This window comes from uncultured Ruminococcus sp. (assembly GCA_902785355.1).
Lineage (GTDB): Bacteria > Bacillota > Clostridia > Oscillospirales > Acutalibacteraceae > Ruminococcoides.
This window is the reverse complement of sequence record CACZYF010000044.1, coordinates 1-18,073: the sequence shown is the minus strand read 5'-3', so window position 1 is coordinate 18,073 and position 18,073 is coordinate 1. Positions and strand designations below refer to the sequence as shown.

The window sequence follows — 18,073 nt, the reverse complement described above, 5'->3', positions numbered from 1 at the left end:
TGTCGTTTTCACGCGAAGCATGACAAGCCTTTGATTTGCTCCGCGTTTCACATTGATGTCACCACAGCGTCTCGGCGGGAGCAAGCCCCCGCCCTACAATATAGCCATACTCCTGACATCTCGCAAACATCTAACGCTTGATCGTGCCGTAGGGGCGACCATCGGTCGCCTGCGAATGACGGACGTTATTGATAACGAAAACGTCGGATAGGATATGCCACGCCCCGCGACAGCGGGCGGTCAATGACCGCCCCTACGACTTAGAGCTTTAAACTGTAATAACCCCCGTATAGCCGAAGATGACTCCCGCGGCGGCGGAGATGCCGATGACGGCGATCGGATTGAGCTTTTTGTACAACAGGAGAAACAGCGCCACGGCGAAGATCCCGAGCGAAACGTAGAAATTTGCGGTCTGTAAAACGCTGATGTTAATTCCCTCAGAGAAAAATACTTCGATCCCCACGCTCAGTACGGTCGCGCCGATCAGTCCGACGACGGTGCTCTTGAGTCCGAGCATCGCGCCCTGCACGAGGATGTTCTTCTTGAACCGGTCATAGACCTTGGCGATCAGCAGGATGATGATGAACGGCGGGAGGACGAGTCCGAGCGTCGCGATGAATGCGCCGAACAGCCCGCCGACCTCCGAGCCGATATAGGTGGAGATGTTCACCGCGAAGGCGCCGGGAGTACTCTCGGAAACGGCGATGAAGTCGACCAGCTCGCGGGTCGTCATCCAGCCGTGCCTGAGCACGGTCTCCTCGATGAAGGGGATCATCGCGTAGCCGCCGCCGAAGGTCAGCGCGCCCATCTTGAAAAATTCGAGAAACAGCAGAAGGAAGATATTCACAGCTCTTTACCCGCCTTTCTCGCGATCAGCGTCGCCGCCAGCCCGATGACAGCCGCACTGACGATCACGATGATCACATTTGCCGAGAAGAACGCCACCGCCGCGAACGACGCCGCCATAATCAGGTAGGCGATAATGTTTTTCGGAGATTTTTTGAACATGGAGACGACCGCCTTGATCAGCAGCGCCAGCACGCCCGCGCGAATGCCGAAGAAGGCGTATTTGACGAACCTGAGCGACTCGAAGGTTCTCAGGAACAGCGAGATCAGGTAGATGATGACGAAGCTCGGCAGTACCACGCCGACCGTAGCGGCGAACGCGCCGAGCACGCCCGCGATACGGTAGCCGATGAAGGTCGCGGCGCAGATGGCGATGGGTCCCGGGGTGGTCTCGGAGATCGCGACGACCTCGAGCAGGTCATCCGCGTCGAGCCAGCCCTTTTTGTCGGTGATCTCGTTCTCAATGATCGGGATCATCGCGTAGCCCCCGCCGAAGGTGACCACGCCGATCTTCATGAATGTCAGAAATAATTGTAAGCATTGCTTGAGTTTTTGTTTCATAAAAGCACCTTATAGAATGAGGATTGATTAAGAGTGAGGAGTGAGAAGTTATATAAACGTCGGTTCGCGCAGCGACATCGTAGGGGCGGTCATTGACCGCCCGCTGTCGCAGAGCGTGGCATATCCTATCCGACGTTTTCGATATCAATAACGTCCGTCATTCGCGGGCGACCGATGGTCGCCCCTACGGCACGATCAAGCGTTAGATGTTTGCGAGACGTCAGGAGTATGGCTATATTGTAGGGCGGGGGCTTGCTCCCGCCGAGGCGCTGTGGTGACATCAATGTGAAACGCGGAGCAAATCAAAGGCTTGTCATGCTTCGCGTGAAAACGACAATTAGCGGATAGGTTCCGGCGGGAGCAAGCCCCCGCCCTACGACTCGATCTAACGTTCGTCATTCGCGGGCGACCGATGGTCGCCCCTACGGCACGATCAAACGTCGGATAGAGTTGTAGGGATCGGTGCCTCAGTTCTGCTTCTCGACGATCTTGTAGTCGTCGGAAAAGCGGAAGTACGCGCAGTTCGACTCTCCGCTCTGCATGAAGCGGGCGAGATCGTCCTCGTCGAGGTTGACCGAACACTCATAGTCGTCGTAATATTCGTTGTAATTATAGTATGCGCAGAATTCGCAGCTCGATTTCCCTGCCATCACAATTCTTCCTTTCAAAAATTCGTGTATTTAGTATAACAAAACCGCAAAAATATTTCAAGTTGTTGTTGCAATTTGACCGAATTTCCGTTATACTTACCTTGAATACATTTTAGGAGATGATACCTATGTTTATTACCAATGATATCAAGTACATCGGCGTGAACGATCACGATATCGACCTGTTCGAGGGTCAGTATGTCGTGCCCAACGGCATGGCGTACAATTCGTACGCGATCGTCGATGATAAGATCGCGATCATGGATACGGTCGATCAGCATTTCGGCAGGCAGTGGCTCGATAATCTGAAGAACGTTCTCGGCGACCGCAAGCCGGATTATTTAGTCGTCCAGCACATGGAGCCCGACCACAGCGCCAACATCGACAACTTTCTGCGTGAGTTCCCCGACGCGACCGTCGTGTCCTCTCAGAAGGCGTTCAACATGATGGTCAACTTCTTCGGTACCGATTACGCCGACCGCCGCATCGTCGTCAAGGAGGGCGATACCCTCGAGCTCGGCCGTCATGTGCTGAACTTCGTCGGCGCTCCGATGGTCCACTGGCCCGAGGTCCTGATGACCTACGACAGCACCGACAAGGTCCTGTTCTCCGCCGACGGCTTCGGCAAGTTCGGCGCACTGGACGTCGAGGAGGATTGGGCGTGTGAGGCGCGCCGCTACTACATCGGTATCGTCGGCAAATACGGCAAGCAGGTGCAGAACGTCCTCAAAAAGGCAGCGGGGCTGGATATTCAGATCATCTGCCCGCTCCACGGTCCCGTCCTCTCCGAGAACCTTGGCTACTACCTCGACCTGTACAACACCTGGTCGTCCTACGGCGTTGAGACCGACGGCATCATGATCGCCTACACCTCCGTTTACGGCCACACCAAGAAGGCTGTCGAGCTGCTCGCCGAGAAGCTCCGCGCCGCCGGTTGCCCGAAGGTCGCCGTTAATGACCTCGCGAGGGAGGATATGGCGGAGTGTGTGGAGGACGCGTTCCGCTACGGCAAGATCGTCCTCGCCACCACCACCTATAACGCTGAGATCTTCCCCTTCATGCGCGAGTTCATCAATCACCTCACCGAGCGCAATTTCCAGAACAAGACCGTCGCCTTCATCGAGAACGGCTCGTGGGCGCCTCTTGCCGAGAAGACCATGCGCAAGATGCTCGAGGGCTGCAAGAACATCAACTATACCGATAACAACGTCCATATCCTCTCCGCGATGAATGACGAGAATATCGCCGAGATCGACGCTCTGTGCGAGGAGCTGACCATGGACTATGTCGCGATGGATAACGAGAAGGCGGACAAGAACGACCTGACCGCGCTGTTCAACATCGGCTACGGTCTGTATGTCGTGACCGCCCGCGACGGCGACAAGGATAACGGCTGTATCGTCAACACCGTCTCTCAGGTCACCAACACCCCGAACCGTATCGCCGTCTGTATCAACAAGAAGAACCTGACCCACGATATGGTCGCCGCGACCGGCGTGATGAACGTCAACTGCCTGTCCACCGACGCGCCGTTCAGCGTGTTCGAGCATTTCGGCTTCCAAAGCGGCAGAGACGCCGAGAAGATCATCGGCGAGGGTATTCTGCGCTCCGATAACGGCGTCGCCTTCCTCGGTCACTATATCAATTCCTTCATGTCCCTGAAGGTCGAGCAGACCGTCGATCTCGACACCCATTCGATGTTTATCTGCTCCGTCACCGAGGCGCGCGTTATCACCGACGTCGAGACCATGACCTATACCTACTACCAGAACAACGTCAAGCCCAAGCCCGAGACCGACGGCAAGAAGGGCTGGGTCTGCAAGGTCTGCGGCTATGTCTACGAGGGCGAGGAGCTGCCCGACGACTTTATCTGTCCGCTGTGCAAGCACGGCGCAGCCGACTTCGAGCCGATCGAGTAAGCAGTGAACAGCGGGCGATGGTTCGATTTTGCCCGTTTCATAACAAACGATAAAGGAGAAAACAATATGAAAAAGTATGTATGCGACGTATGCGGTTATGTCTATGACCCCGAGGAGAACGGCGGCGTAGCGTTCGAGGATCTTCCCGACGATTATGTATGCCCCCTCTGCGGCGTAGGCAAGGATGATTTCAGCGAGGAATAATCGCAGCGATCCGGTAAAGCGCGACGAGCCCTGTCCGAAAGGACGGGGCTTCAGCTTGTCGAAATAGTATCATAAAATATATGAGTAGTCGATTTCCAAGGCTCCCTTTGGTAAAGGTGAGATTCTGTAATCCAAATCTGTGATTTGGATTACAGAATCCATACACCGGAGAGCTGTCCCCGAAAGGGGACTGAGGAATTGCATGAATTGATCGACCGAAGGGAGAAACTGACTCGCTTCGCTCAAACAATCAATACAATTCATCCGCCTCCTTGCGGAGGCACCTTCCTTTCCCAAAGGAAGGCTTTTTAGGTTTTTCTACAATCTGGAGCCCTGTCCGAAAGGACGGGGCTTCATACTATATAACGGCGTCCGCTGATTACAGCATTGTTGTTGATTTATTTATTGCTTTGTGTTATATTCTATTTCAGCAATATCGAGTGTGACTGTATCGGATATGAACTTCACGGAGGTGCTTATGAAGTATTTACCCCGTTTGACCGCGCTTTTACTGATCCTGTCGCTGCTGCTGACTCTCTCGCTTACGGCATATGCCGCCGATCTCAGCGCTCCCGCGGCGGGCGTCGTAGGCGACGTAGACGGCGACGGTGCGGTGACCATCGACGACGTCAGCTTTTTACAGGGACATTTTGCTGAGATGTTTACCCTCAGCGACAGCGCCGTGACCCTCGGCGATGTAGATCTCAGCGGTGATACCGACGTTGATGACGTCACTGTGCTCCAGCGTTGTCTGGCGCATTTTAACGGAACCTATTACGTGAATATGACGCTTGAACAGGCGAAGCAGAAGAAGGGTGAGGACGATATCGCGGGCGCATATCGCGAGATCCTCGACGCAATCGAGAACTTTGACCGCGCGAAGGGCGTGGACATCTCCGAGTTCAACGGCGACGTCGATATGAATAAGCTCAAGGAGGCGGGCTATACCTTTGTCATCATTCGTCTGGGCTACGGCGACGATGAGACCAGTCAGGATGACAGCCTCTTCGAAGCAAACGTTCGCAAGGCGGAGGCGGCGGGTCTCGACTGGGGCGCATATATCTACTCCTACGCCCTGACCGAACGCGAAGCGAAGAGCGAGGTCGCTCATACCCTTCGCTTGCTCAAGGGCAAGCGTCCCACTATGCCGATCGCCTTTGATTGGGAGGATGATTCCTACAAGCAGCGCAACGGCATGCCCTCCGATGAGGATGTCCGCAAGATCGCCTACACTTACCTCTCGGGGATAGAGGCGGCGGGCTACTATCCGATCCTCTACACCGGCTGCAGCTGGCTGACGGGCGCTTTCAATCATCCTGACATCGACGAGTATGACGTCTGGCTCGCCCAGTGGAGCTCCACCTACGATTATACCCGCCGTCCGCTGGGTATGTGGCAGTACGGCGGCGAGCAGAACTTCCTCGAGCCTACGACCATCGAGGGACTCAGCGGCTCGTTTGATAAGGACTTTTCCTACCGGAACTATCCCATGATCGTGAAGGCCTACGGTTACAATAACCATACGGCGCTTCTGCCTTCGAGCCTGGTCAAGACCGCCGTCGGATATGAGCCGGATGAAGCGTATGAGGGCGAGAACCTCCCGCCCGAGTGTAACGGCGTGATGGGCGACTCTCTGCGCGGCAAATAAAGCAGGCAGCGATTGATTCGTGCGTAATAATAAACCGAAAGCATTGATAAAGCGGCGTTCGCATCAGCGGGCGCCGCTTTGTGTCGGGAGATGATAAAGGTTTTTATTAAGGATTAGTATGATTCCCTGCCTCTCATTCCAAACTCCTATCTCTCTCTTCTTTTCCTCATGCTCTCATACTTATGCTTAGTTGCCTGACCTCCGCGCAGGTGGCGTTCCTCCTTGTTGAGATCCAGCACAGCGCGTACCTCTTTGTACAGCCCTCTGTTCAAATGAGGGAGGACGGCGGTCAGATCTTTATGTACGGTTGATTTGCTGATGCCGAATACCGCCGCTGTCTCCCTGACGGTGCTTTTATGCTCGATGATATGCTCGCCCAGCCTGACGGCGCGTTCCTCTAAGTTGCTTTTCATATACAGCCTCCGATAGGATTTTGGTAAATGTATATGAAAAACGGTGAGTTATTATGTACAACTTGTTCCGCAGAAAGAGAATCCCCGGCAGAAGTCGAAAAACGATTGACATTACACCGTTGAAAAGGTATAATTAACCTGTATAATTGTGTGATTCACATAAGGGAATGTTAGAGAATGAGAGAAATAAACAGACGTTTTAATTATCGTAAGGTCTTTTTGATGATCGCCGACGCGGTACTGATCGCGCTGAGCGCTCTGGTCAGCAACGCGGTCGTATCCTGGTACGGGATTATCAGGCACGACAATACGATAGGCGTGGCAGTCCAGCCGGTACGTATTCTGGGAATCATGGGTCTCGAAGTGCTGTTCTGCTTCTTTATGCTTTTTTTGTTCGGCGGGTATAACAAGGCTTGGCGTGATCTGAAGGCGAAGGATTATATTTTCTGCGGCGTTGCCGTTATCATGGGCTTGGGGCTGAGCTATACCTTTGCCCACTTTATGGATCGCCCCGTTACCATCCAGTATATGGTCGCCAACACGGTGATCGCAACGGCTGTCATCGTGATTTTCCGCCTGCTCTTCTACCGCACGTTCATCACGCTCAGAAATGCAGATGATAATCAGCACGACACCCGCGAGCGCACGATGATCGTCGGCGCGGGCAACGCGGCGCGCATGATCATCCAGGAGATCCAATACGCTCAGAGCGATCCCAACAACCCTTCCAATTCCATCCTTCCCGTCCTTATGGTCGACGACGATATGGCGAAGTATCATACGAAGATACAGGGCGTGGAGGTCCTCGGCACGACCGCTAATATCCCGAAGCTCTGTGAGGAATATAAGATCTCGCTGGTCATCTTTGCGATCCCGTCCTGTACCGAGGAGGAACGCAAGCGCATCATGGGCTACTGCGCCGAGTCCGGCTGCCGAATCAAGACGGTGCCGTACCTGAGCCAGCTGTTCCTTGACGACGACCATCAGCAGATCCTCTCCCAGGTCAAGGATATCAAGATCGAGGATCTTCTCGGCAGACCGCCCATCACCTTTGACAAGACCAAGATCCGCGCCTTCATCGAGGGTAAGATTTGTATGGTAACGGGCGGCGGCGGCTCCATCGGTTCCGAGCTGGTGCGCCAGATCGCGAAGTATAACCCTCAGCAGATCATCATCGTCGATATCTATGAGAATAACGCCTACGATATCCAGCAGGAGCTGTATCTCGAGTATGAGAACCGTCTCAACCTTGTCACCCTGATCGCCTCTGTCCGTGATTACAACAAGATGGAGATGATCTTTGATCAGTATAAGCCTCAGGTCGTGTTCCACGCGGCGGCGCATAAGCACGTCCCGCTGATGGAGACCTCTCCCGCCGAGGCGGTCAAGAATAACATCTTCGGCACATGGAACATGGTTACTCTTGCCGAGAAGTATAAGGTCTGCAAGTTCGTTATGATCTCCACCGACAAGGCGGTCAACCCCACCAACGTTATGGGCGCGACCAAGCGCTGCTGTGAGATGATCGTGCAGTATATGTCGCAGAAGGGCTCAAAAACCGAGTTCGTTACCACCCGCTTCGGCAACGTTCTGGGCTCCAACGGCTCCGTCATCCCGCTGTTCCGCCGTCAGATCGAATCCGGCAAGCCCGTGACCGTCACCCACCCCGACATCATCCGCTACTTCATGACCATCCCCGAGGCGGTATCGCTGGTGCTGGAGGCGGGCGCGATCGCCAAGGGCGGCGAGATCTTCGTCCTCGATATGGGCGATCCGGTGAAGATCACCACCCTCGCCGAGAACCTGATCCGCATGTACGGAAAGGTGCCTTACCGTGACGTCGAGATCAAATTTACCGGACTGCGACCCGGCGAGAAGCTCTTTGAAGAGCTTTTGATGGATGAAGAGGGGCTTCAAAAGACCGATAACAAGAAGATCTTCATCGGCAACCAGATCGATATCGATCCCAACGTGCTGACCAACCAGCTCCGCGAGCTGCGCATTATCGCCGACAGCAACGATAACGACAGGACTGTCGAGATGCTCTCGGAGATGGTCGATACCTTCCATCACGTGACAAATCAGTAACAGCGCGGATTTTCCGCTTTTGAAACGAAACGCACCGTACAATCTTTTAGGAGGATCAACATGAAAGTATTACTGACAGGCGGCGCCGGCTATATCGGCAGCCATACCGCGGTCGAGATGCTCGAAGCCGGCTACGACGTCGTCATCGCCGACAACTTTGACAACAGCTCGCCCAAGGTGATCGACCGTATCGAGACCATCACAGGCAAACGACCCAAGCTCTATGAGCTGGACGTAGCGGACAACAAGGCGGTCGCTGAGATGTTCGCCGCAGAGGATTTTGACGCGGTAGTCCATTTCGCGGGCTTGAAGGCGGTCGGCGAGAGCTGCGCCATCCCCGTGCGCTACTACCGCAACAACATCGACACCACCCTTACCCTGCTCGAGGTCATGAAGGAGTACGGCGTGCACAATATCGTGTTCAGCTCCTCCGCGACCGTCTACGGTATCCCTAAGGAGGTTCCGCTGCGCGAGGGCATGCCCACCTCCTGCACCAACCCCTACGGCTGGACGAAGTATATGAACGAGCAGATCCTCACCGACGCGGCGACTGCCGATCCCGAGCTGAGCGTCGTGCTGCTGCGCTACTTCAACCCGATCGGCGCGCACAAGAGCGGCTTGATCGGTGAGAACCCCAACGGCATCCCCAATAACCTCATGCCCTACATCACCCAGGTCGCGGTCGGTAAGCTCGAGCGCCTCGGCGTGTTCGGCAACGATTATCCCACCCCCGACGGCACCGGCGTGCGCGATTACATCCACGTCGTCGATCTGGCGCAGGGTCACCTGAAGGCGATCGAGTACGCCGCCGAGCATAAGGGCACCGAGATCTTCAACCTCGGCACCGGTATCGGCTACAGCGTGCTGGATATCGTCAATTCCTTCATGCGCGTGAATGATATCGAGATTCCCTACGACATCAAGCCCCGCCGAGCGGGCGACGTCGCCGAGTGTTACGCCGACCCCGCCAAGGCGAAGGAAGGACTCCACTGGGAGGCGAAGTACGGTATCGACGACATGTGCCGCGACTCCTGGAACTGGCAGAAGAACAACCCGAAGGGATACTGATGCCGGTGAATGGAGAACGGAGAACAGAGAACGGTTATGGGAAAGCCTGACGGCTTTGTTGAACTAAGAACTAAGAAATAAGAAATAAGAAGTTACGGAAAGCCTGACGGCTTTTAGATTAATATAACATCTACTATATTAAAACGTCTGCGACTCTGTATCGGGTCGCAGACGTTATTTTTTTATCAAACGTATTATAAATCAGGTGCGGACAGCGTCCGCCCTTCACCGTTCTCCGTTCTCCGTTCTCCGTCTTACTGGCTGTAGATCTTGAACGACGTCAGCGCCATGATCTCGCTTTCTTCCGCAAGCTCCGGGAAGTTGAACACCAGCGTTACCTTTTTATCAGGGCGGATGAGTTCGGCGGGGATGAGGAAGTTGAGTCCGTTCATGCGGATATCGGAGCCGAGCTTTCCGTCAAAGACAGCCTCACCGTTTGCGGTGATCACACAGCGGGTCTCCTCATAGATATTCAGCACGTTGAAGAACGCGTGTACGTCCTCGAGCTTCTCGGGGATATGGTCGATCGGGATCTCCATGATCGCCCGCGGACCGCTGACGATGGTGCGCCAGCCGTTGGTGTGGCCGAAGCCCTCCCTGCAGTACATGGTCGCGGTCTCGTCCTCGGTGAAGGTCAGCTCCGTGCCGAGCTTGTAGTTGTCGATCTTGCCGCCGTTGATGTAGTACTCGTTGACGAGCTCGAGGTCCCCGGCGTCGGTCTTGTTGAAGTCGCAGCGGTATTCCTCAATGCGGGATTCGGCGTTCGCGCCGGTATTGCGGTAGAAGGGACGGCGGCGGTTCCAGCGTACTTTCTCGGCGTCCTTGAAGGTGATGCCGGTGGCTACGCCTTTGTAGCTCTTGGAAACAGTGGACGTCAGGAACGCGGGCAGGTCGGCGAGAGAGGCGGGAGCGGAGCTGACGGTGTAGCCCTCGTCGGCGTCCTTCTCCTTGACCAGCAGCATCGGCTTCTGACCGTACTCGAGCTCGCCGCAGTCGGCGGCGATGACGATCCGCGCGTCGTTGTACTTTCCGTGTGCCTTAAGGTCGTCGATCATCGCGTTGATGATCGTGAAGTCGCCCTCGATCTGCTCCCTGCGCGAGGTGCCGTCGGGGTCCTTCTTCGCGTCCGAGGTCAGTCGGTAGGGGCGTTGAGCGCCCTTGAGCGTGTATATGCGCACCGCCATGTCGTAGCGGTCGGTGTAGCTGAAGCCCTCCCCGTAGTTCTCGTAGAAGCGGTCATCGTTGCCGGGGGTGAAGATGTTGTTGCTCTTGAAGGATGAGTAGTCGCTCAGGCTCATCCAGAACAGCCGCTTTAAGTAGTGGGGCATGGCGTTGTACATGGTGTAGCGGTACATCGTGCTGCCGATGACCTTGTACGCCTCTGCGTCCTGAGCGCGGTCGGTGATGTTCTCGATCTTGCGTACCGCGCCGTTGCCGAAGTACTTGTCGTCGGCATAGATACGCACGTCGGCGCCGCTCTTGTCGAGGGTATCAAAGACGTTCTCTCTGCTCCATACGTTGTCGATGAATTCCGTGTAGCGGATGTCCTTCTTGTACACCGAGCCCGTCAGCATATACGGCAGAGAGACCAGCGTGTCGCTGCCCGCGGCGAGGGCGTTTTCATATTCGGTGAAGCCCGTGAGCTTTTCCTCTATCTCGGGGTGTTCCTTTTTATAGGAGGCATAGTAATCCGCGTCCATGTTGCCCATGATGAACACCAGCGTGTTGTCCTTCTCACTGAGCTCGTACATCCCCTCGACCGTGACCTCGTGGCTGAGCTTATCGAGGGTGTTCTGGTTCTGGTAGAGCGATACGGCGAGCCCGCCCGCCTGCAGCAGGATGATGAACGCCGCGGCGATCATCAGGATATGCCGCCACGAGCGCTTGAACACCATATATACCGCGAACGGCAGCGCCAGACACGCCGCCCACATCGCGCTGTCGATCGCGCCGTAGGTGGTGTAGTCCTTCCACGCGATCTGGGAGCCGTCCAGCACGCCCGAGCCGTAGCTGATGTTGAAGTAGCCGCACTGGATGTACAGCCCCAGTCCTACGCCGAAGCATAAGCAGCACAGCAGCTTGTGGATGATCCCCTTGGGCAGCGAGAGCGTCGCCGCGAGCAGGATGAAGCCGCCCAGCGCCACCAGCGTGACGGGGAACAGCAGCGAGCGGAAGCTGAACCACATCTCATCGTTACCGCCGACATACAGCGACAGCGGACCGAACACCAGCAGCGTACTGCAGAAGAACGCCGCGATCGTCGCGCCGAACGCGAGACGGTGCTTTAATTCCAAATGTTTATCTTCCATAATGAACCTTACCTGTTATAAAAGTTTAGCCCGTAGCAATCTCATCCGAAGTATTGCAGTTGTGATTGCGGGTAGGAACAATGTCCCGACGCGGCAATCTCAACCAATAATCGGAATACCCTATAATAAATCACCCTATATTATAGCCCGAAATCTACATCTAGTCAATACCGAAAGAGGATTTCACAAGATATAGGAGCGCTGTATGAATATCATTTGCATTTTTTACCTATATATGTTATAATCACTGTGATTATGTGATTGTAAAAGGGGGAGAATGACTTGGATATCCGCGTGAACGACGAGCTGATGATGAAGAAGCCCCATCCCTGCGGCAACCGCCGCTTTTCAGTGCTTCGCGTCGGCATGGACTTCAAGATCAGGTGCATGCAGTGCGGACGGGAGGTCATGGTCCCCCGCAAGAAGGTCGAGCATAATATCAAAGAGGTCATACGGGAGAGTTAGAAATTAGGAATGAGGAATGAGGAATGAGGAATTGCGGGAAACGCTGCGCGTTTTGAATTGATATAAACGTCGCATAGAGTTGTAGGGGTCGGTTCCTCAGCCGGAGACGGCACCCCTCTGTCGCTTCGCGCCACCTCCCCAACGGGGAGACCCCCCGACGACCCGCGTCCCGTAGGGGCGGTCATTGACCGCCCGCTATGGCAGGGCGCTGCATTTCCTATCCGATCTTTTTCGATATCAATTACGCCCGTCATTCTCGGGCGACCGATGGTCGCCCCTACGACTCTATGCAACGTTTCCGATAATCCTGTAGGGGTCGGTTCCTCAGCCGGAGACGGCACCCCTCTGTCGCTTCGCGCCACCTCCCCAACGGGGAGACCCCTCGACGACCCGCGTCCCGTAGGGGCGGTCATTGACCGCCCGCTGTGGCAGGGCGCTGCATTTCCTATCCGATCTTTTTCGATATAGATAACGTCCGTTATTCGCGCTTCGCGACGGGCTGAATGAATTCAGCCCCTACAGTTCTATACAACAACCTTCATCACTCCCTTCACACCTTGAATCAGCTTTGCCGTAAAAGAGGAAGAGTATGTTCAGCAGATTAGAGATATTTGACAAACGATATAACGAGCTCGAGCGGCGGATGTATGAGCCGGACGTCGTGTCCGACCCCGAAGCCTATCAGAAGGTCATGCGCGAGCATTCCGCAATCGAGCCGGTGGTGCTCAAGTACCGCGAGTACAAGCGCGCACAGGAGACGATCGCCGACAGCCTGACGATCCTCGAGGACAGCTCCGCCGACGCGGAGCTTCGTCAGCTTGCGTCGCTGGAGCTTGACGAAGCGAAGCGGTCGCTCCCCGCTCTCGAGGAGGAGCTGAAGATCCTGCTTCTACCCAAGGATCCCAACGACGAGCGCAACGTCATCGTCGAGATCCGCGCCGGTACCGGGGGAGAGGAAAGCTCCCTTTTCGCCTACGACCTGTTCCGCATGTACAGCATGTACGCCGAGCGCAGGGGCTACAAGCTCGAGGTCGTCAGCCTGAATGAAACGGGACTCGGCGGCTACAAGGAGGTCTCCTTCATCGTCAGCGGCGCGGGCGCCTACAGCCGCTTCAAGTTCGAGTCGGGCACCCACCGCGTCCAGCGCGTGCCCAAGACCGAGTCGTCCGGTCGTATCCATACCTCGGCGGCGACGGTCGCCGTCCTCCCCGAAGCGGACGACGTGGAGATCGATATCAACCCGAACGATTTAGAGATCGATACCTTCCGTTCCTCCGGCGCGGGCGGTCAGCATATCAATAAAACCTCTTCCGCGATCCGCATCACCCATAAGCCGACCGGCTTGGTGGTGGAGTGTCAGGACGAGCGCAGCCAGTATAAGAACAAGGATAAGGCGATGAAGGTGCTCAAGTCCCGCCTCCTCAAGATGGAGCAGGATAAGCAGAACGAGGCGATCGCCTCCGACCGCCGTTCACAGGTAGGCTCGGGCGACCGCAGCGAGAAGATCCGTACCTACAACTTCCCCCAGAGCCGCGTCACCGACCACCGTATCGGACTGACCCTGTACCATCTCGACGACATCATGAACGGCAGCCTCGACGAGGTCATCGACGCCCTCGTCACCGCCCAGCGAGCGGAACAGCTGAAGGAAAGCATGAACTGAAACGGAGAACGGAGAACGGAGAACGGTGAAGGGCGGACGCTGTCCGCACCTGATTTGTAAAACGGGATTTAACCGTAATGCCTGCGACCCGATAAAGAGTCACATACATTTGAAAAGCAGTCGTTATACCAATCCAAAAGCCGTCAGGCTTTCCCACCACCGTTCTCCGTTCTCTGTTCTCCATTCTCCGAAAAAGCCGTCAGGCTTTCCCAACACCATTCACCATTCACCATTAACCATTAACCAAACAATTATGAAAACACTTTATCTATCCAATACAACCGAAGATATTTTGAAGGCGGCTGACATCCTTCGGGACGGCGGTCTGGTCGCTATGCCGACCGAGACGGTCTACGGGCTCGCCGCAAACGCGCTTGACGGTGATGCGGTTCGCCGTATTTTCGAAGCCAAGGGCAGACCGATGGATAACCCGCTGATCGTCCATGTGTCGGAGTTTTCCGATATTGACCGCCTTCATCTGGTCGCCGAGATCCCCGAAAAGGCGAGGAGCCTTGCCGAAGCCTTCTGGCCGGGACCGCTGACCATCATCATGAAGAAGGGCGCGGTCATCCCCGACGAGGTCAGCGCGGGTCTCGATACCGTTGCGATCCGTATCCCCTCCCATCCCGACGCCCATCGGTTGATGGCACTCAGCGGTCTGGCGCTCGCGGCGCCCTCCGCGAATACCTCCGGCAAGCCCAGCCCCACGACCGCCGGGCATGTCCGCGACGATATGGACGGCAGGATCGAAGCCGTGATCGACGGCGGCGCCTGCTCCGTCGGCGTGGAGAGCACGGTCATCACCGTTGCGACCGATATCCCGCGTATCCTCCGCCCGGGGCTGATCACCCGCGAGGAGATCGAGGCGGTGATCGGGCATATCGAGGTCGATCGCGCGGTGCTCAACAAGCTCGAGAATAATGAGAAAGCCGCGTCCCCCGGCATGAAATACAAGCATTACGCGCCGAAAGCGCGGGTCATCCTCGTCCGCGGAACGGACGAGAAGTACATCACCTTCGTCAACCGCGCATACGCCCGCGACAAGGGCGTTGCGGCGATGTGCTACGACGAGGATGCGTCGAGGATCAGCGCACCCTGCGTGACGATGGGCGGCATGAACGACGAGAAGCAGCAGGCGCAGGAGCTCTTCGACGCTCTGCGCGCGGTCGATACGATCGAGGGCGTTTCTACGGTCTACGCCCACTGTCCATCCGCCGAGGGCGTGGGGATGGCGCTGTATAACCGTATGATCCGCGCTGCGGCGTTCGAGGTCATCGACCTGCCGAAGAAGCGCGTCATCGGACTGACCGGACAGACCGGCGCGGGCAAGAGCGAGGTCGCGCGGCTGATGGCCGAGCGCGGCTTGCCTGTCGTCAGCGCCGACGCCGCCGCCCGCAAGGCGGTGGAGGATGAGTCGGTGAAGCGCGCGTTATGCGACGCCTTCGGCGACGTACTGCTCCCCGACGGCAGTCTGGATCGGCGCAAAACCGCCGAGGTCGCCTTCTCCTCACCCGAGAATACGGCGAAGCTCAACGCGATCACCCATCCCAAGATCCGCGCAATCATGCTCGATGAAGCGGAGCAGGCGGCGGGGGAGTGGGTCGTCTTTGACGCGTCCCAGCTGTTCGAGTCGGGCGAGGATACCCTCTGCGATCTGATCGTCAGCGTGGTCGCCGACCGAAAGCTGCGTATGGAGCGCCTGCGTACCCGCGACGGTATCGGCGATGAAGAGATCGCCCGCCGCATGAGTGTGCAGTATGACGAGAGCTTTTTCCGCGCGATGTCCGACGCGGTCATCGAGAACAACGGCACTGTCGGCGCGCTCGATCGGGCGGTCGGCAATATTTGCGAAAGGCTGGTGAGTCCGTGAGCAGGCATTATCGAAAGCGAGAGACCTGGGGACACGGCGCGGCGGGCTTTGTCATCACGCTGATCCTGGTGTTGGCTGTTCTTGCCGCGGCGGTTTTCATCTTCTCCGGCGACGGGATGAGCGGACTCAAGGGCAAGGTCTACAGCTGGTTTTACCCGCAGAAATATACCGCCGAGGTCAGCCAAAGTGCCGCCGAGTTCGGTGTGGATGAGGCACTGATCTATGCCGTGATCCGCAGCGAGAGCGGCTTTCGCCCCGAGGTGGTGAGCCACGCGGGCGCCGTGGGACTGATGCAGCTGATGCCCGAGACCTTCGAGTGGCTGCAAAACAGCCACGACGGCTCGGTCACCCATACCACTGCCGATCTGACCGACCCCGCGGTCAATATTCGCTACGGCACCTGCTTTTTGTCGATGCTGCTGCGGGATTATAACGGCGACGTCCGTACCGCCGCCGCGGCATATAACGCCGGCTCGACTACGGTGGACGGCTGGCTCGGCGATACCCGTTATTCGTCCGACGGTCGGCACCTGAGCCTGATCCCGTACGAGGAGACCTCGAACTACGCCGATAAGGTCGCTGAAGCGTACGAAATGTATAAGAAGCTGTACTATAACTAATAACTAAGAAATAAGAAATAAGAAATAAGAACTAAGAACTAAGAACTAAGAAATAAGAAATAAGAAATAATAATAGAATTGAAATACAGGGAGGTTTATTATGAGTAACGCAAAGGAACTCAAAGAAAAATTGATGATGAAGGAGCGCAGGGGCGCCGCGGATTATTCCGCCGAGGTGCTGAAGGAAGCCGACGCCTACTGCGAGGGCTACAAGCGCTTTCTCGATCACGCGCGCACCGAGCGCGAGGCGGTCGCGACCGTCCGTAAGATGGCGCAGGAGAAGGGCTTCGTCGAATTTGACCCCGATCACAGGTATCAGCCCGGCGACAGGGTCTATATCGTCAACCGTGAGAAGGCGATCGGTCTCGCCGTGATCGGCAAGAACGGCACCGCCGACGGCGTGCGCCTCGCGATCGCGCACATCGACTCCCCCCGCATCGACTTAAAGCCCAACCCGCTGTATGAGAGCAACGGCATGGCGCTCTTCAAGACCCATTACTACGGCGGCATCAAGAAGTACCAGTGGACGGCGATCCCCCTCGCCCTGCACGGCAGAGTCGTCAAGCTCGACGGCACCGCGGTCGACATCCATATCGGCGACGACCCGAAGGACGAGTGCTTCCTGATCACCGACCTGCTGCCCCATCTCGACAAGGAGCGCGTGACCCAGACGATGGGCAAGGCGTTCACCGGCGAGGATCTGAATATCCTGATCGGCTCGCGTCCCTATGACGACAGCGACGAGAAGGATCTGATCGCCTTGAACGTCATGCGTATCCTCAACGAGCGCTACGGCATCGAGGAGGATGACTTCCTCTCCGCGGAGCTGAACTTCTGTCCCGCGTACCCCACCCGCGACGTGGGCTTCGACCGCTCCATGATCGGCGGCTACGGACACGACGACAAGTGCTGCGCTTATCCGTCCGTCACCGCGATCTTCGACACCGAGCTGCCCGAGTCTACCTGCATCACCTACCTGACCGATAAGGAAGAGACAGGCTCCGACGGCAACACCGGTATGCAGAGCGATTTTCTGCGTTATTTCATCTATGACCTCGCGAAGGCTGACGGCAACGAGGGTTACCGCGTGCTGAGCAGGAGCAAGTGCCTCTCCGCAGACGTCAACGCGGCTTTCGACCCGACCTTCTCCTCCGCTTATGAGCAGAAGAACTGCTCCTATATCAACGAGGGCGTCGTCATCAGCAAGTACACCGGCCACGGCGGCAAGTACGACACCTCCGACGCCTCCGCCGAGTTCATGGGTGAGATCCGCTTCATGCTCGAGAAGAACGGCGTCAAGTGGCAGATCGGCGAGCTCGGCAAGGTCGATATCGGCGGCGGCGGCACCATCGCGAAGTACGTCGCCAACATGAACGTCGACGTGGTTGATCTCGGCGTCGCGGTGCTGTGCATGCACGCGCCGTTCGAGGTCATCAGCAAGGCGGATATGCTGATGGCGCACAAGGCGTTCTACGGCCTGTTCAACTGAATGATCGAAGATACACGGGCAGCTCTCACGGGCAGCCCGTGTTTTAGTTAGGAATGAGGAGTTAGGAGTTAGGAATTATAAAAACGTTGCAGAGAATTGTAGGGGACGTTGGGGGTATGGCTATATGGTAGGGGCGGTCATTGACCGCCCGCTGTCGCAGGGCGTGATATATCCTATCATACGTTTTCGATATCAATAACGTCCGTCATTCGCGGGCGACCAATGGTCGCCCCTACGGCGGGAGCATTCCTCGCCGGAGA

General features: G+C 56.5%; 15 protein-coding genes. 10 read left to right on the top strand and 5 right to left on the bottom strand.

Going from position 1 to position 18,073, the window contains the following annotated elements:
• Positions 1-268 precede the first annotated feature (268 nt).
• The 3 genes from R2I50_RS09170 to R2I50_RS09160 all read right to left on the bottom strand — a co-directional run bounded on the left by R2I50_RS09170 (position 269) and on the right by R2I50_RS09160 (position 2,057).
• Positions 269-847 (bottom strand): chromate transporter, encoded by a 579-nt coding sequence (locus tag R2I50_RS09170; protein WP_316608848.1) that lies wholly within the window; start codon positions 845-847, stop codon positions 269-271.
• Positions 844-1,407: a chromate transporter gene (locus tag R2I50_RS09165; protein WP_316608847.1), complete on the bottom strand. Its 564-nt coding sequence runs from the start codon at positions 1,405-1,407 to the stop codon at positions 844-846. Before R2I50_RS09165 ends, R2I50_RS09170 begins: the two co-directional genes overlap by 4 nt.
• 467 nt (positions 1,408-1,874) lie before the next feature.
• Entirely contained in the window at positions 1,875-2,057 is a 183-nt protein-coding gene (locus R2I50_RS09160) for a DUF6472 family protein (protein ID WP_316608846.1), read from the bottom strand.
• Between the two features lie 128 nt (positions 2,058-2,185).
• Between R2I50_RS09160 and R2I50_RS09155 the strand changes: the two genes are divergently transcribed.
• From R2I50_RS09155 to R2I50_RS09145, 3 genes are all read left to right on the top strand, one after another.
• A complete protein-coding gene (locus tag R2I50_RS09155) occupies positions 2,186-3,976 on the top strand; it encodes a flavin reductase (RefSeq protein ID WP_316608845.1) in 1,791 nt (596 codons plus the stop codon).
• Between the two features lie 66 nt (positions 3,977-4,042).
• Positions 4,043-4,180, top strand: coding sequence for a rubredoxin (locus R2I50_RS09150; RefSeq protein ID WP_316608844.1), 138 nt, complete (start codon positions 4,043-4,045; stop codon positions 4,178-4,180).
• Between the two features lie 478 nt (positions 4,181-4,658).
• Positions 4,659-5,828: a glycoside hydrolase family 25 protein gene (locus tag R2I50_RS09145; protein ID WP_316608843.1), complete on the top strand. Its 1,170-nt coding sequence runs from the start codon at positions 4,659-4,661 to the stop codon at positions 5,826-5,828.
• Between the two features lie 146 nt (positions 5,829-5,974).
• On the opposite strand, the gene spoIIID is transcribed toward R2I50_RS09145, so the two are convergent.
• Positions 5,975-6,241 (bottom strand): sporulation transcriptional regulator SpoIIID, encoded by a 267-nt coding sequence (gene spoIIID / locus R2I50_RS09140; RefSeq protein ID WP_316608842.1) that lies wholly within the window; start codon positions 6,239-6,241, stop codon positions 5,975-5,977.
• Positions 6,242-6,418: 177 nt separating this feature from the next.
• Here spoIIID and R2I50_RS09135 point away from each other — a divergent pair, with 177 nt between their 5' ends.
• Together R2I50_RS09135 and galE are read left to right on the top strand one after the other, a co-directional pair.
• Positions 6,419-8,329 carry a nucleoside-diphosphate sugar epimerase/dehydratase gene (locus R2I50_RS09135; protein WP_316608841.1) on the top strand — a complete coding sequence of 637 codons (1,911 nt, stop codon included), beginning with the start codon at positions 6,419-6,421 and terminating at the stop codon, positions 8,327-8,329.
• 60 nt (positions 8,330-8,389) lie between these two features.
• Complete coding sequence (gene galE / locus R2I50_RS09130) at positions 8,390-9,397, top strand: UDP-glucose 4-epimerase GalE (RefSeq protein WP_316608840.1); 1,008 nt, start codon at positions 8,390-8,392, stop codon at positions 9,395-9,397.
• A gap of 254 nt (positions 9,398-9,651) precedes the next feature.
• Here the strand turns inward: galE and R2I50_RS09125 are convergent, their stop codons facing one another.
• Positions 9,652-11,706 (bottom strand): hypothetical protein, encoded by a 2,055-nt coding sequence (locus R2I50_RS09125; RefSeq protein ID WP_316608839.1) that lies wholly within the window; start codon positions 11,704-11,706, stop codon positions 9,652-9,654.
• Between the two features lie 282 nt (positions 11,707-11,988).
• Between R2I50_RS09125 and R2I50_RS09120 the strand changes: the two genes are divergently transcribed.
• From R2I50_RS09120 to R2I50_RS09100, 5 genes are all read left to right on the top strand, one after another.
• Complete coding sequence (locus tag R2I50_RS09120) at positions 11,989-12,171, top strand: DUF951 domain-containing protein (protein ID WP_316608838.1); 183 nt, start codon at positions 11,989-11,991, stop codon at positions 12,169-12,171.
• Positions 12,172-12,760: 589 nt separating this feature from the next.
• On the top strand, positions 12,761-13,834 hold the full coding sequence (prfA, locus tag R2I50_RS09115; RefSeq protein ID WP_316608837.1) for a peptide chain release factor 1: 1,074 nt from the start codon (positions 12,761-12,763) through the stop codon (positions 13,832-13,834).
• 253 nt (positions 13,835-14,087) lie between these two features.
• On the top strand, positions 14,088-15,704 hold the full coding sequence (locus tag R2I50_RS09110; protein ID WP_316608836.1) for an L-threonylcarbamoyladenylate synthase: 1,617 nt from the start codon (positions 14,088-14,090) through the stop codon (positions 15,702-15,704).
• Positions 15,701-16,324, top strand: coding sequence for a lytic transglycosylase domain-containing protein (locus R2I50_RS09105; protein WP_316608835.1), 624 nt, complete (start codon positions 15,701-15,703; stop codon positions 16,322-16,324). The genes R2I50_RS09110 and R2I50_RS09105 overlap by 4 nt, the downstream gene beginning before the upstream one ends.
• Positions 16,325-16,424: 100 nt before the next feature.
• The gene (locus R2I50_RS09100; protein ID WP_316608834.1) at positions 16,425-17,813 is read left to right on the top strand and encodes an aminopeptidase; all 1,389 of its coding nucleotides are present in this window, start codon (positions 16,425-16,427) and stop codon (positions 17,811-17,813) included.
• Positions 17,814-18,073 lie beyond the last annotated feature (260 nt).

Excerpts from the sequence above, each read along its gene's own strand:
- R2I50_RS09165 (WP_316608847.1), bottom strand. The coding sequence starts at position 1,407 with ATGAAACAAAAACTCAAGCAATGCTTACAATTATTTCTGACATTCATG.
- R2I50_RS09160 (WP_316608846.1), bottom strand. The coding sequence starts at position 2,057 with ATGGCAGGGAAATCGAGCTGCGAATTCTGCGCATACTATAATTACAAC.
- R2I50_RS09155 (WP_316608845.1), top strand. The coding sequence starts at position 2,186 with ATGTTTATTACCAATGATATCAAGTACATCGGCGTGAACGATCACGAT.
- R2I50_RS09150 (WP_316608844.1), top strand. The coding sequence starts at position 4,043 with ATGAAAAAGTATGTATGCGACGTATGCGGTTATGTCTATGACCCCGAG.
- R2I50_RS09145 (WP_316608843.1), top strand. The coding sequence starts at position 4,659 with ATGAAGTATTTACCCCGTTTGACCGCGCTTTTACTGATCCTGTCGCTG.
- spoIIID (WP_316608842.1), bottom strand. The coding sequence starts at position 6,241 with ATGAAAAGCAACTTAGAGGAACGCGCCGTCAGGCTGGGCGAGCATATC.
- R2I50_RS09135 (WP_316608841.1), top strand. The coding sequence starts at position 6,419 with ATGAGAGAAATAAACAGACGTTTTAATTATCGTAAGGTCTTTTTGATG.
- galE (WP_316608840.1), top strand. The coding sequence starts at position 8,390 with ATGAAAGTATTACTGACAGGCGGCGCCGGCTATATCGGCAGCCATACC.
- R2I50_RS09125 (WP_316608839.1), bottom strand. The coding sequence starts at position 11,706 with ATGGAAGATAAACATTTGGAATTAAAGCACCGTCTCGCGTTCGGCGCG.
- prfA (WP_316608837.1), top strand. The coding sequence starts at position 12,761 with ATGTTCAGCAGATTAGAGATATTTGACAAACGATATAACGAGCTCGAG.
- R2I50_RS09110 (WP_316608836.1), top strand. The coding sequence starts at position 14,088 with ATGAAAACACTTTATCTATCCAATACAACCGAAGATATTTTGAAGGCG.
- R2I50_RS09100 (WP_316608834.1), top strand. The coding sequence starts at position 16,425 with ATGAGTAACGCAAAGGAACTCAAAGAAAAATTGATGATGAAGGAGCGC.